At 38.0% G+C, this 14181-nt stretch carries 12 protein-coding genes; 7 read left to right on the top strand and 5 right to left on the bottom strand.

Translation table 11 applies throughout. The features are described 5' to 3' along the window. Positions 1-80: 80 nt before the first annotated feature. Entirely contained in the window at positions 81-1487 is a 1407-nt protein-coding gene (uxaC, locus tag Q0093_RS09700) for a glucuronate isomerase (protein ID WP_297929970.1), read from the bottom strand. A gap of 194 nt (positions 1488-1681) precedes the next feature. Between uxaC and Q0093_RS09695 the strand changes: the two genes are divergently transcribed. The 3 genes from Q0093_RS09695 to Q0093_RS09685 are packed head-to-tail and all read left to right on the top strand — an operon-like array spanning position 1682 to position 5714. Continuing rightward, complete coding sequence (locus tag Q0093_RS09695) at positions 1682-2755, top strand: substrate-binding domain-containing protein (protein ID WP_297929968.1); 1074 nt, start codon at positions 1682-1684, stop codon at positions 2753-2755. Positions 2756-2784: 29 nt separating this feature from the next. Next, positions 2785-4221 (top strand): tagaturonate reductase, encoded by a 1437-nt coding sequence (locus Q0093_RS09690; RefSeq protein ID WP_297929966.1) that lies wholly within the window; start codon positions 2785-2787, stop codon positions 4219-4221. A 2-nt stretch (positions 4222-4223) separates the two neighbouring features. Further along, positions 4224-5714 (top strand): UxaA family hydrolase, encoded by a 1491-nt coding sequence (locus tag Q0093_RS09685; RefSeq protein WP_297929965.1) that lies wholly within the window; start codon positions 4224-4226, stop codon positions 5712-5714. A 155-nt stretch (positions 5715-5869) separates the two neighbouring features. Here Q0093_RS09685 and Q0093_RS09680 read toward each other — a convergent pair whose 3' ends face one another. After that, positions 5870-6199 (bottom strand): MGMT family protein, encoded by a 330-nt coding sequence (locus Q0093_RS09680; protein ID WP_297929963.1) that lies wholly within the window; start codon positions 6197-6199, stop codon positions 5870-5872. Positions 6200-6304: 105 nt separating this feature from the next. On the opposite strand from Q0093_RS09680, the gene Q0093_RS09675 reads away from it, so the two are divergent. Next, on the top strand, positions 6305-6847 hold the full coding sequence (locus Q0093_RS09675) for an AAA family ATPase (protein ID WP_294177740.1): 543 nt from the start codon (positions 6305-6307) through the stop codon (positions 6845-6847). A gap of 15 nt (positions 6848-6862) precedes the next feature. Here Q0093_RS09675 and Q0093_RS09670 read toward each other — a convergent pair whose 3' ends face one another. Together Q0093_RS09670 and Q0093_RS09665 are read right to left on the bottom strand one after the other, a co-directional pair. After that, positions 6863-9292, bottom strand: coding sequence for a glycoside hydrolase N-terminal domain-containing protein (locus Q0093_RS09670; RefSeq protein WP_297929961.1), 2430 nt, complete (start codon positions 9290-9292; stop codon positions 6863-6865). Between the two features lie 304 nt (positions 9293-9596). After that, entirely contained in the window at positions 9597-10307 is a 711-nt protein-coding gene (locus tag Q0093_RS09665) for a pirin family protein (RefSeq protein WP_297929959.1), read from the bottom strand. Positions 10308-10446: 139 nt separating this feature from the next. On the opposite strand from Q0093_RS09665, the gene nudC reads away from it, so the two are divergent. After that, on the top strand, positions 10447-11250 hold the full coding sequence (nudC, locus tag Q0093_RS09660) for an NAD(+) diphosphatase (protein ID WP_297929958.1): 804 nt from the start codon (positions 10447-10449) through the stop codon (positions 11248-11250). Between the two features lie 31 nt (positions 11251-11281). Here nudC and Q0093_RS09655 read toward each other — a convergent pair whose 3' ends face one another. After that, the gene (locus tag Q0093_RS09655) at positions 11282-11944 is read right to left on the bottom strand and encodes an MgtC/SapB family protein (RefSeq protein ID WP_297929956.1); all 663 of its coding nucleotides are present in this window, start codon (positions 11942-11944) and stop codon (positions 11282-11284) included. Between the two features lie 184 nt (positions 11945-12128). Here Q0093_RS09655 and Q0093_RS09650 point away from each other — a divergent pair, with 184 nt between their 5' ends. Together Q0093_RS09650 and Q0093_RS09645 are read left to right on the top strand one after the other, a co-directional pair. Next, the gene (locus tag Q0093_RS09650; protein ID WP_297929954.1) at positions 12129-12716 is read left to right on the top strand and encodes a bifunctional nuclease family protein; all 588 of its coding nucleotides are present in this window, start codon (positions 12129-12131) and stop codon (positions 12714-12716) included. Positions 12717-12839: 123 nt separating this feature from the next. Continuing rightward, positions 12840-14105, top strand: a complete 1266-nt coding sequence (locus Q0093_RS09645; protein ID WP_294177745.1) for an MFS transporter — start codon at positions 12840-12842, stop codon at positions 14103-14105. Positions 14106-14181 lie beyond the last annotated feature (76 nt).

Genomic DNA, 14181 nt, shown 5'->3' with positions numbered 1-14181 from the left:
CCGGTGTGGCCAACCGCAACATGATTTCTCCGAATGTGACTACTTTTTTGCTCATATAGCTTTCAAATAGATATGATTAATTAAAAATTAAAGAATTTTTTTGCATTATAATAGCTAATATCTTCTATCATCTGATTTACCCGATCCATCTCTGAAACAGGAATCTCTCCGTTTTCGACATCTTTACCCACCAAATTACATAAAGTACGACGGAAATATTCATGACGAGGATAAGAAAGGAAACTACGTGAATCGGTAAGCATACCTACAAAACGGCTCAACAATCCTAACAAAGAAAGAGCATTCATTTGCTTTTCCATACCATCTTTTTGATCAAGGAACCACCATCCGGAACCGAACTGTATCTTTCCCGGAATAGTACCATCCTGAAAATTTCCCAGCATGGTAGCTATCACCTCATTAGCACATGGATTTAAATTATATAAAATCGTCTTCGTCAGTTTCCCTTTAGTATTTAAACGATCCAAAAATTTGGACATTGCTTTAGCTGTCGTAAATTCTCCGATAGAATCAAAACCGGTGTCAGGACCTAACAACTTAAACATTTTTGTATTATTATTTCGAATAGCACCGTAATGAAATTGCTGAGTCCACCCCTTTTCATAATCCATTTCACCAAATTCAACCAACATTGCCGATTTGAATTTCAGAATCTCCTCGCAAGTCAGTTCTTTTCCTCCGTAAACCTTATTAAAAATAGCCTTAATTTCTGCATCAGTATAATCTTCAGCATAAAATTCTTCTATACCATGATCTGAAAGTTTACAACCCTGTTCCGCAAAAAAGTCATGGCGTTTACGCAATGCGGTAACCATATCGTCAAAAGTAGAAATAGCAATACCGCTTACTTCAGACAATTTCTCTATATAAGCACGAAAATCTGCAGGAATCTCTACCGCCATAGCTTTATCAGGACGCCAAGTCGGAAGCATTTTAATCTCAAAGCCACTTTCGCGAGTTTTGATATGATATTCAAGTGAATCTACAGGGTCATCAGTTGTACATACAACCTCGACATGATAACGGCGCATCATCCCTCGAGCAGAATATTCGGGCAAAGCTAATTTAGCATTACACTCGTCATAAATTTCACGGGCAGTTTTAGGATTCAGCACTTTATCGATACCAAACGCTGTTTTCAATTCTAAATGAGTCCAATGATAAAGAGGATTGCGCATTGTATAAGGAACTGTTTCTGCCCATTTCTCAAATTTTTCCCAATCAGAAGTATCTTTTCCCGTACAATAGCGTTCTTCTACTCCATTGGTACGCATAGCACGCCATTTATAATGATCTCCACCCAACCAAATTTCGGTTAACGATTTGAACTTATGATCATCTGCAACCATTTGCGGAATCAAATGGCAATGATAATCGATAATCGGCATTTTTGCCGCATGTTCATGATACAATTTCTGTGCAGTTTCCGTTTGCAACAAGAAATTTTCATCCATAAAGTTTTTCATAATAGAGTATTTTTAAATGATGTATAATGCAAAAAACGACATATCAAATTGAAAGCACAGTCCTATCAAACAAATTCCGTGTTCGGGCACGAAATTACAATTTTTTTTTGAAATACAAAAATATTCTGTATATTTGCAGATGAAATTACAAATTATAAACCGTGTGCACACACGAATAACAATATATAAGCACCATGAAGAGCTTACCGGATAAAATACGGATCAAAGATATTGCCCGCTTAGCCAATGTATCTACCGGGACAGTCGACCGTGTATTGCATAATCGAGGTGAAGTTTCGGACAAAAGCCGAGCAAAAGTTGAAAAAGTTCTCAAAGAGATAAATTATCAACCCAACATTTATGCTTCAGCTCTCGCTTCAAAAAAAAGATACACGTTTGTTACATTATTACCGGAATCTAACGAGGGAGAATATTGGAGCGATATAAAAAAAGGAGTAGATCAAGCAGCACATGAGTTTCTGGACTTAAATATCTCTGTAGAACAGATATTCTTCAATCAATATGATAGCGCATCGTTCGAAAAAGCAATACAGACAGTCCTAAAGCTGACTCCGGATGCGGTTTTACTTGCTCCGATATTTAAAGAACAAGCCATTTCGTTAGCAAAACAATTAGAGATTCAAGAAATTCCATACGTTCTTATCGATTCGGATATGGAAGAAATACATCCTCTTGCCTATTTCGGAATGGATTCTTTACAAAGCGGTTATCTTGCTGCCAAATTATTATTAAGCGATGCTTCTCCAAACTCGGAAATTGCGGTCTTTCAAGTTTATAGATCCGGGAATAAAGGTTCTAACCAAACAGAACTACGAATAAATGGATTCAAACGGTATATAGAAGAACATCTTCCGACAGCCAAATTGTTTCCTATCAAAATATATGCTCAAGATCATATTCGCAATCTTGAAATTATAAAAGATTTTTTCAAACAACATCCTCATATACGAGAAGCGATAACATTCAACTCAAAAGTATATCTGATTACGGAATATCTGGAGAAAATGAATATCTCTGGCATAAAATTTATAGGATATGACCTACTACAAAAAAATGTCGAGGCTCTGAAATCGGGAAAAGTCAATTACCTGTTAGCCCAACGTCCCGAAATCCAAAGTTACAGAGGGATGAAAGCCTTATGTGAGTATAAAATATTTAAAAACGAAATAAGACGAAAAAATTTCATGCCGATAGATATTCTGACAAGTGAAAATATCGACTTCTATCTTGATTTTCAATCAATATAAATTAATTAATATCAACCTAATTTTATCTTATGAAACAGCTCAACAGAACCAACATCCAAGCAAACAAGTATCCTGAACGAATCATCCAATTCGGTGAAGGCAATTTTTTACGTGCCTTTGTCGATTGGATTATCTACAACATGAATCAAAAGGCCGAATTCAATAGCAGCGTTGTTATCGTTCAACCTCTCGAAAACGGCATGGTCAATATGCTTAATGAACAAGACGGTTTGTATCATGTTAATTTACAAGGATTACAAAACGGTAAAGAAGTAGACAGCATTCAGTTGATCGATGTAGTGAGTCGAGGATTAAATCCCTATACGCAATACGATGAATTTTTGAAACTGGCCGAAAATCCTGATATGCGTTTCGTTATTTCCAATACTACCGAAGCTGGCATCGCTTTTGATCCTTCTTGTAAACTGGAGGATGCTCCGGCTAAATCTTATCCGGGGAAATTGACGCAACTTCTGTTCCATCGTTTCAAATTTTTTAATGGTGCAATGGACAAGGGATTGATTATTTTACCGTGCGAACTTATTTTCGATAACGGAAAAGTATTGAAGAAGTGTATCGATCAATATATCGAACTATGGAATCTCGGGGAAGATTTTAAACATTGGTTCGATACGGCCTGCGGCGTTTACTGTACACTTGTAGATCGTATTGTTCCGGGTTATCCGCGCGATACAATCGGTCAAATTCTCGACCAGATCGGTCTGGATGATAAGTTGGTAGTTAAAGGTGAAATTTTTCATTTATGGGTTATCGAAGCACCGGAAACGGTAGAGAAAGAATTTCCGGCAGACAGAGCTGGTTTGAATGTATTATTTGTTCCGAGCGAAAAACCTTATCATGACCGGAAAGTTACTTTGCTGAACGGACCTCATACGGTTTTGTCTCCGGTAGGATATCTGGCGGGATTGAATACAGTGAAAGAATGTTGTGAAGATCCGGTCATCGGACAGTTTGTAAAGAAAGTGATGTATGATGAGTTACTTGAGACTCTTGATCTTCCGAAGGAAGAGTTGATTCAATTTGCCGATGCTGTTATGGAACGGTTTCGTAATCCTTTTGTCAAACATTTCGTAACCAGCATCATGCTTAATTCTTTTCCGAAGTTTAAAACTCGGGATTTGCCGGGATTGAAAATTTTTCTGGAACGAAAAGGGAAATTGCCTTCGGGTCTGGTTTTAGGCTTAGCCGGTATCATTACCTATTACAAAGGCGGAAAACGAGGGAATGACGAGATCGTACTTAAGGATGACCAAGAGATTATAGACTTATTGAAAAATCTTTGGGCTGACGGATCTCCTATAGATGTAGCTAAAGGTGTATTAGGTGCTGAATTTATCTGGGGAGAGGATTTAAATTTGATTCCGGGATTGACCGAAAGGTTGTCCGAATATCTCCAAATGATTCAAGATAAGGGCATGAATGAAACTGTTAAATCTATTCTTTAAATATGGGATTGAAGTTTTTAAAAATAAATCCGGCTGATAATGTTGCTGTTGCCATAGATCCCTTGAAGAAGGGTGATTGTATCACGGTAGATGGAAAGGATATTTTCCTGCAAGAAGATATTCCGGCCGGTCATAAAGTAGCACTTAAAGATTTTGCCGAAAACGAGGATATTATTAAATACGGATATGCTATCGGTCATGCTCGTTTTGCCATTATTAAAGGAGCTTGGGTCAATGAAAGGAATATCAAAACAAACCTGGAGGGGTTACTGGAATATTCGTATTCTCCAAATTTGGCAGAACTGAATATTCCGAATAGGAATCTTTCTTTTATGGGTTATCGTCGTAAAAGCGGTGAGGTTGGTATCCGGAATGAAATATGGGTTATTCCTACGGTCGGATGTGTTAACGGGATTGTTAACCGATTGGCTGATTCTCTCCGCCGGGAGACTGGGTCGGTAAATGTAGATGCAATAGTTGCCTTCCCGCATAATTACGGATGTTCTCAACTGGGAAATGATCATGAGAATACACGCAAAATATTACGAGATATGGTACTGCACCCGAATGCCGGTGCAGTACTGGTCGTCGGGTTGGGCTGTGAGAATAATCAATTAAGTGCTTTTAAGGGATTGTTGGGGGAGTATGATGCCGAGCGCATTCGCTTTATGGAGTGCCAGAAGGTAGATGATGAGTATGAGGAAGGCATGGACATCTTGAGACAATTATACGATATCGCTTCTCAGGATGCAAGAGTGGAAGTTCCTTTAAGCGAACTGAAAGTCGGGTTGAAGTGCGGCGGATCGGACGGATTTTCCGGTATTACGGCGAATCCTCTTTTGGGGGTATTTTCTGATTTTCTGGTTGCTCAGGGAGGTACATCTGTTCTTACCGAAGTGCCTGAGATGTTCGGTGCTGAAACGATTTTAATGAACCGCTGTGAGACACCGGAATTATTCGATAAAACGGTACATCTCATCAATGATTTTAAGGCCTATTTTATGTCTAATAATCAACCTGTTTATGAGAACCCGTCACCGGGAAATAAAGCGGGAGGCATATCTACTCTTGAGGAAAAATCTCTGGGATGTACTCAGAAATGCGGGAAATCGGCGGTAAAAGATGTTTTGATGTATGGAGAGCGCATTCATTCTAAGGGGCTGAATCTTTTAAGTGCTCCAGGTAATGATTTGGTGGCTGCAACGGCTTTAGCTTCTGCAGGCTGCCAGTTAGTTCTCTTTACTACAGGAAGAGGCACGCCTTTCGGATCTTTTGTTCCGACTATGAAAATCTCAACTAACAGTAAGTTGGCAGTAAACAAACCGAAATGGATCGATTTTAACGCCGGATCGCTTGTTGAAAACGAACTTATGGATGATATTGCCGAACGATTTATTCGTTTTGTTATTGAAGTTGCCAGCGGAAGGCTTGTCAACAATGAAATGAATGGGTTTCGAGAAATCGCTATTTTTAAGTCTGGAGTGACTTTATAATTGAAATGTACCCCGGAAATATTGTATTTAATTTTCGGGGTACATTTCAAATTATTTATTCTCTGTCAAGTTCTTCTTTTCTCTTACAGCCTATATAATTTTCTGATAAAAAGATACAAATCAGACACTTATTTTTATTTCAAAAAAACGATAGTTTATAACTTTCTCATTTTAGGCAATATTGCTACTTCTCTCCAATTATGCTTTTTCAAATCTACACAACCATTTTTTTTGAAAGTTATACCCTCTTTTTCAAGTAAATTCCGTTGTTCTTCCCAGCCGGGAACTAACCGTCCCTGACTGTTTATTACCCGATGACAAAATGGATGCAATTCTTTCGGAGCTCGAGACATCGCCTGCCCCACCATACGAGAACACTGAGGCTTTCCCAATAATCGGGCTATCTGACCATATGTCACAACACTTCCCCGAGGTATCTCTCTTATAATATCATAAACACCAATAACAAATTCATTTTTATTCATCTTCGAATCCGGTAGACATTATTTTTAGAGACAAAAATAATATCATAATCATAAAGAAGAATTTTATAAAGCAAAAATCAAATCATAAATTTAATTACAAGGCAAATGGAAAATCTTAATTTTTATATCCTCACAGGAGGACCAGGTAGTGGAAAATCGACCGTTCTCAACCTATTATCAAATATGGGATACCTGACCGTCGAAGAAACCGGAAGAAATATCATCCGAAAACAAATAAAAAGCCAAGGAGATGCTGTTCCATGGAAAAATGCCTCCCGCTATACACGACTAATGTTTTTGCATGCGATCATTGATTTTGAAGAATTTACTCATGTACAAAAAACATGTTTCTTTGACAGAGGCATACTCGACATTTTAGGTTATTGCCGATTAGTAAATATCCCCATAACTGCTATATTGAAAAAAACCGTGCACAAATACAGATATAATCCGAAAGTCTTTTTATTTCCCCCTTGGGAAGAAATTTATACGAATGATACCGAACGGAAGCAAGACTTTAAAGAAGCTGAACGCACATATCATGTCCTAAAAAACGTATATGAAGAATTTGGATACCAAACAGTTATCGTTCCTCGCCTAACACCAATAAATCGAGCTCAATGGATTATCGAAAACCTCAACAAATAATTTCGTAAACAATTATTAATTAGCAATATGTACAACAAAAACCGTCTTTACACCTTTTTTCAGATGAACTTCTCTCGCCATATTTCCTAAAGAAGAAAGCTCTGTATATGCTTTTGTAGAGATATTTGCAATTCCGTCTCTGACAACCAACGTCAAAGATTGATCTATATCTGAACACAATACACATCTGATTTGTTTCCGAGACATATCCCAGTCCAAATTTTCTACAACAATTCGATTGCGTCCTCTGATTCCCGATACCGAGCCTTTCAGCAACGACGGCGGTAAAGCCGGTAACAATTCTAATTGCCCCGGCATAGAAGAAACAAGCATTTCCAACATTATAGAAGGCAATGAATTACACACATCCGTACAAAAGATTACATGCTTTTCATTATGAGACGATGCAAGTGTATTATAATAAAAGCCATTACGCGTAAGAGTGAGTAATTTGTCTTCTACCGCCTTCCCATTTTTAAGTCCGGCGGCAATCAATGCCCTATGCAGCAAATCATGCCCTTGCCGCGCTTCCATACGGTCTTTCAATTCAAAAGTCCTGACAGCAGCATCGAATAACCGTTTATTATTCTCAGGCGTTATTTCCCGATAAGGCCATATCATCATCAATTGACTTGAATGACGGTGTAAATAATTGTCCTTTAAACCCGGCCACGACCATTCTTGCAAAGCCCCGTCCGAATTAATCAAATACGGTGGTAACTTTTCTAATATTTTTCTCCAAACCTCCACCCCTTCTTTTTTCCCCAGAATTCGACAGGACTCCAATAAAGCCGATAATGCAAACTTTGCACCGGATATATCAAAATTAGAATTATTCAACAACGAAACTTTAAGATTAGACGGCTGATTTTCGGGAGAAACAGAACCGGCAAATATATATCTACCATTCGCATCGACATGTGTCAAAAAGTCTTCATAAAAATGGCCTAATTCTTTCAACATCGGATACAACCGCTTTTCAAGGAAGTCGGTATCTCCCGTCACCAAAAAATATTCCCAAAACGGATATAATAGCCAAGGTTCTTCTCCCGTTGCATATTGATACGGATAATAGTCATTTATACCCGCCATCAATCCGCTCTGCTGTCCCGGCGTATTACCGCAAGCCAATAATCCCCGACAGCCGAGCAAATTTCGAGCATTTAAACGGAAATCATCTCTCCACGCCTCATTGATTCTAAAATAACCTTCCATCGCCTCAGGCATAGCTGCAATATTCCCACTGCTTACCTGTAAATTAAGATTAGCATCCAAATGATAAAAACCGCCCCATCCGGCCTGACAATCACCAGTCCATATACCCAACAAATCGGGTGGCGTGAGCTCACTGGAAGAAGACAAAAAATAATAACGTCCGGCATCAAAGATCCGTTCCCATAACGCCATTACAGGATAATCGGATTGTTGTTGTATTTCCAAAAGTTTTTCATTCGAAAGACATCTGTCTTTATCAGGAGCGTTCAAATCTAACTTCACCCTATCATAAATCGTGCTATGTTCAGCCGTATGACGTCCAAGTAATTTCTGATAATCAGGGAACAAATCGTTTAACTGTTTTTGTATCTCTCCTTTTGCCCAATACTCTTCACTATTTTCATAATATTTTTGAGTACGAGTAAGTAAAAGCACCGACTTTGCATTGGAAATATTTAAAACATCCTCATTCAAAGTCACTTCTCCTCCGGAAACAAGAACTCTGGTTACCCCTTCATAACCAGCCCCTCCCTGCCGCTTATCATATTTAGCTTTCATAACCAAATAATCAACGGTACTTTCTTTCTGAAAAAGCATGCTTCGAGGGAAATTCATCTTCGGATCGATATCCAATCGTACAGAACAGGAAATTCGTGCTCTTGATGGTGCAGTCAAATACTGTACCGCAACATTATCTTTTCGAGAAACAAAAGATTTTCGTTCCCACTTTCCTCTATTATCCGTCCAAGACACAATTATTTCTCCGGTTCGAAAGTTACATCTACGTCTATAATCTTTAATTTTTCCGTTCTGTGGTATTTCAATTTTCATCAGAAACCCGGGATGACGATTTCCTTCACCTCCGTTTTTCCATTGTGCAGATTCTACAGCCAACTTATTTGCTTTGGCAAATTCTCCATCTGCACAAAACTGACGGATAGAATCTAAAACTGGTTTGGGAACTTCGGCAAAAGAACGATCATGTTTTTTTGCCAAATTAAAGCCCCGATCGTTAAAGACGATTGTTTCATCTAAAGGATTACCGAAAACCATGATACCCATTTTACCGTTTCCTGATAAAAACGAATCTTCCCAATCATCATAATTTTTAGGATAATCGAATGAAAAGCCCTGTCTTGATGAAAATTCTCGAGATTTCACGACCTGCGGAAAGCATAACAGCATTGCAATAACATAAAGTAAAAAAATTTTACTTTCCGTGTTTTTCATTTTATATAATTGTATGTGTATATGTAAAATGTTTTTATAGCTTCGCAAACAAACATTCGAAGATAATCAAGACTTTCAAATTTACAAAATTTAATGCGACAGAATAAATAAAACGCCTAAATATTCCAATAAAGAAATATTATCAGATCATTTTCGTATTTTCTTCCAGTCTATTTTCCCATTTTCATTCTTTAAGATAGCCCACTATTATTTTTATGAAAACAGAAAAATATCCTCGAAAAAAACTCTCAACTCGGACTCGAATAAAATTCAGACAGGATATAAAAATATACAATTCTTCAAATCATAATATCATAGGCACTTCTATTAATAAAAGTTCAGAGCGTTCTATAACATTTATCTTCAGATCAGAAATATCCCAGATACCGATACCGTCTCTTTTCAAAAGAGTCTCTTCGGCAACTTCGATTTTCCCATCAATAATAAAAATATAAACACCCATATTTTCTCCATGCATTTTATAAGCAATAGTCTTTCCTGCATCAAATTTTCCCATAGAAAACCATGCATTCTGCAAAATAGAGGCCGGAGTACTACCGTCTGGTGATATAAACAGCACCAATTCATTTTTTCTCAATAATCCTCTGATATCATAATTATTATACTCCGGAGGGGTATTTTCTTTATTCGGAAACACCCATATTTGCAAAAACTCTACGGGCTCTTTATCACTACCGTTATATTCGCTATGTAAAATTCCGCTTCCGGTACTCATTACCTGAATATCTCCCGGAATAATTGTCTGGGTGTTTGCAACACTGTCTCCATGACGAAGTTTTCCTTTCAAAGGGATAGATACGACCTCCATATTTTTATGCGGATGCATTCCAAATCCTTGTGACGGAGCTACCCAATCATCATTCAAGACACGTAATGCTCCGAAATGCACCCTCATAGGATTATAATAATCTGCGAAACTGAAAGTATGGTATGTCTTTAACCAACCATGATCAAAATAGCCTCTTGAAGAAGCTCTATCTACAACTTTTTTCATAATAATTTTCTTTTACTTAGAGCCTGTTTAAATTTTCCGATAAAATAATTTCGTCAGACTTATATCTATTGATAACAATCATAGATCATATAATGTTGCACAATAATGCGTAACTTTACGGCAAAATTGAAAATCAGCAATGAACACTCATATTATGTCAAACGAAAAAATATACTGGTTCATCTTTTACAACGATCAATTATTAATCGAGAAAAAAAACGGAAAATATCAAATTCCATATACACCAGAGTCTCCTCTAAAAAGAGAAACGGATATTTCAGTTTTAAATGTACCTGTACCGGGACATCGAGCCAAAACATTCAGGATACAAAAACCTATCTCCGTTTCTGACCAATACGAATGGATCGGTTTACGATCATCCTACGATTATCTACCGCAAGAATCATATAATATAGCCGGAAAAGCTTTCGAAATTCTTCATTGGGATAAAAACAGCCGATTCTGTCCGGTATGCGGAAATCCTATGGAATTCAAAAACGATATGACAAAACGGTGTCTTTCTTGCGGAAAAGAGCTATACCCGACCATTTCAACAGCAATATTGGTATTGATTCGAAAAGCAGATTCTATTTTATTAGTTCACGCCCGTAATTTCAAAGGAACATTCAATAGTTTGGTTGCCGGATTTTTGGAAACCGGAGAAAATCTCGAAGAATGTGTCGCCAGAGAAGTCATGGAAGAAACCCGGTTAAAGATAAAGAACATTTCTTATTTCGGCAGCCAGTCATGGCCTTATCCAAGTGGATTAATGGTCGGATTCATAGCCGATTATGAAAGTGGGAGAATCGAACTGCAAGATAATGAGCTCAGTTCGGGAGCATTTTATACGCGAGATAATCTACCAGAACTTCCTCACAAATTAAGTCTGGCTCGCAAAATGATCGACTGGTGGTTAGAACAAAACAATGATGAAACAAGATAAAGGATTTGAAAATTTAAACAGACTATAAAAATCATTCTATTTTTTCGATCATCAAATCAGGGAGGTTCTGAATAAAAGTAAAGATATCTCCCTCTTTATCATTATCTCGAGTTTTAATTACCATACTGACACAATAAACCTGACGATCTCCTTGAAATTCTTTACGAGCAGAATAATTCGTTATCCGACCTTCGGAATGAGCAATCATTTTGGTTATCTTCTGCAAGTTTTCTTGCTGCCCGGTAGAAAACTGCACAAAAGAACTATGTAAACCGATACGTTTAAACAATATTGTCAACAGCTCTAATCCCAATAATGTAAAAAAGGTCGCTGCAATTCCTACTCCATACATTCCTCCTCCGATTGCTAAACCTATGCCCGACGCAACCCATACTCCGGCAGCAGTAGTCAGCCCCCGCACAAACTGCCGTTGTATAATTATAGTGCCAGCTCCTATAAAACCTATGCCGGTAACAACCTGAGCAGCTACACGGCTCGGATCGAGTCCTATCGACGGCATTCCCAAAACGTCCTGAAAACCATATTGAGATACAATCATAATGAGGGCACTACCCAAAGAGACAAGAAAATGTGTCCTAAATCCGGCTTCCTTTGCCCGATACTCTCGTTCAAGTCCGATAATAGCACCCAAAATTCCAGCAACAAACAATCTTAATACAAATTCCCAGAACATAATAACCTTCCTTTTTAATTATTTATCGAAACTACAAATATAAACAAAACACGATAACCCTACAAAAGATAAATCAACAACACCTCCGGTCATTTTTCAATACAGAACATTCGGTAAAAAAGTTTTTCATATCCCCAAATAAATTATTTATATTTGCTTATATAAAATACTAAAATAAACAGACATGGATGACCGGGTAAAACTCAAGGTTATGGGCATTACATACAGCCAAATACAAAACGGAGCTTATGCTCTCGTACTGGCAGAAGAAAATGGAGACCGGCGTATACCCATCATAATAGGGACTGCCGAAGCTCAGTCTATCGCTATAAGACTCGAACATTTAACTCCTCCCCGTCCCATGACCCACGATCTATTTGCCAGTTTCGCTCAAGGGTTCGGGATTCGATTGCGCGAAGTTTTCGTCTATCATTATGAGGACGGCGTTTTCTCATCCGAATTACTCTTCGATGACGGAACTCGCCAAATCAGAATAGATTCACGGACATCTGATGCCATTGCCATTGCTTTGCGAACCCAATCACCTATTTATACCACAGAAAAAATTATCAGCGAAGCCGGCATCATATTTCAGGAAGATCCTAAAGAAAAAAAGAAAGAAGAAACAAAGGTTTCCAAACACAAACATCTCGACGAATACTCGACAAAAGAATTAAAAGAACGTCTGGAAGAAGCGATCCGTACGGAAGCATACGAAAAAGCCGCCCTTATTCAACAAGAACTAAAAAAACGGGAACAGAAACAAGGTTAGTAATAAATATTTATTAGTTTTGTACGATAATTGTCCGCCTACACCGGAATAATCCCGGTTTACAAGACCGGATTTTTACCTGAAAAACAATTAACTACACTAAATTTCATAAAAAATAGTGCTATGAACGTGAAACTTCGCTTAATCATAATGAACTTCCTGCAATTCGCTGTTTGGGGGGCATATCTTACATCTATGGGAAGTTACCTTGTAAGTATTAACCAGGCATCACATATCGGAATGTATTATGCAATGCAGGGCATCGTATCTCTATTTATGCCTGCAATATTAGGTATCATCGCCGATCGTTGGATACCGGCACAGAAACTATTAAGCCTAAGCCATTTTCTTGCCGCTTCATTCATGGCCGCAGCAGGATATTACGGAATGAGTCATGGGACAAATGTCGAATTTCCGGTTTTATTTACACTATACTCGCTAAGTGTAGCTTTTTATATGCCGACATTAGCCCTTTCCAACTCTGTTGCATATACTGCACTCGACAAAGCAAAATTAGACACTATAAAGAATTTCCCTCCCATTCGGATTTTCGGTACAATCGGCTTCATCTGCTCTATGTGGACAGTCGATCTTCTGGGATTGCAAGACACATACGGACAATTCTTTGCATGTGCCCTTATCGGTGTTGTATATGCATTATATGCTCTGACACTGCCTGCTTGTCCGACAAGTAAAGGGGATAACACCAAATCATTAGTCGAGGCTTTAGGATTACGAGCATTCACTTTGTTCAAACAAAGGAAGATGGCGATCTTTTTCATTTTCTCGATGTTATTAGGAGTTTCATTGCAGATAACCAACGGGTTCGCAAATCCGTATATCAGTAGTTTCGGTTCTATTCCCGAATATGCCGACACATTCGGTGTACAACACGCAAACATATTAATTTCATTATCTCAAGTTTCAGAAACTTTGTGCATCTTATTGATACCATTTGTTCTGCGACGATTCGGGATCAAACGGGTAATGTTAATCGCCATGCTGGCATGGGTACTCAGGTTCGGACTATTCGGACTCGGAAATCCCGGAGATGGAGTATGGATGTTTATTCTCTCCATGATTGTTTACGGTGTCGCTTTCGACTTTTTCAACATATCCGGATCTTTATATGTCGATAAAGAAACCGATATATCGATCCGTTCCAGTGCACAAGGACTGTTTGTTATCATGACTAACGGATTCGGAGCAACAATAGGTACTCTCGGAGCTCAGGCAGTAGTAAACTATTTTGTGGATTTCAGCAGCAATATTCCGCAAGTAAGTGAATGGCAATCAGCTTGGTATGTTTTTGCCTCCTATGCTCTGCTCGTAGCAATCATATTTGCTATCGTATTTAAATATAAGCATAATCCAAAAGAATTTGAATAAAATCTTTTTCTATAAGGATGAATATTTAATAAATTTACCGGCAATATAAATAATTCTTTTATATTGCCGGTATCAT

Source organism: uncultured Coprobacter sp. (genome assembly GCF_947855755.1).
Taxonomy (GTDB): Bacteria; Bacteroidota; Bacteroidia; order Bacteroidales; family Coprobacteraceae; genus Coprobacter.
The sequence above is the reverse complement of the archived record's forward strand: the minus strand, read 5'-3'. Positions and strand labels throughout refer to the sequence as shown.

Bases quoted from the DNA above. Each gene is read 5' to 3' on its own strand.
- uxaC (WP_297929970.1), bottom strand. From the start codon at position 1,487: ATGAAAAACTTTATGGATGAAAATTTCTTGTTGCAAACGGAAACTGCA.
- Q0093_RS09695 (WP_297929968.1), top strand. From the start codon at position 1,682: ATGAAGAGCTTACCGGATAAAATACGGATCAAAGATATTGCCCGCTTA.
- Q0093_RS09690 (WP_297929966.1), top strand. From the start codon at position 2,785: ATGAAACAGCTCAACAGAACCAACATCCAAGCAAACAAGTATCCTGAA.
- Q0093_RS09685 (WP_297929965.1), top strand. From the start codon at position 4,224: ATGGGATTGAAGTTTTTAAAAATAAATCCGGCTGATAATGTTGCTGTT.
- Q0093_RS09680 (WP_297929963.1), bottom strand. From the start codon at position 6,199: ATGAATAAAAATGAATTTGTTATTGGTGTTTATGATATTATAAGAGAG.
- Q0093_RS09675 (WP_294177740.1), top strand. From the start codon at position 6,305: ATGGAAAATCTTAATTTTTATATCCTCACAGGAGGACCAGGTAGTGGA.
- Q0093_RS09670 (WP_297929961.1), bottom strand. From the start codon at position 9,292: ATGAAAAACACGGAAAGTAAAATTTTTTTACTTTATGTTATTGCAATG.
- Q0093_RS09665 (WP_297929959.1), bottom strand. From the start codon at position 10,307: ATGAAAAAAGTTGTAGATAGAGCTTCTTCAAGAGGCTATTTTGATCAT.
- nudC (WP_297929958.1), top strand. From the start codon at position 10,447: ATGAACACTCATATTATGTCAAACGAAAAAATATACTGGTTCATCTTT.
- Q0093_RS09655 (WP_297929956.1), bottom strand. From the start codon at position 11,944: ATGTTCTGGGAATTTGTATTAAGATTGTTTGTTGCTGGAATTTTGGGT.
- Q0093_RS09650 (WP_297929954.1), top strand. From the start codon at position 12,129: ATGGATGACCGGGTAAAACTCAAGGTTATGGGCATTACATACAGCCAA.
- Q0093_RS09645 (WP_294177745.1), top strand. From the start codon at position 12,840: ATGAACGTGAAACTTCGCTTAATCATAATGAACTTCCTGCAATTCGCT.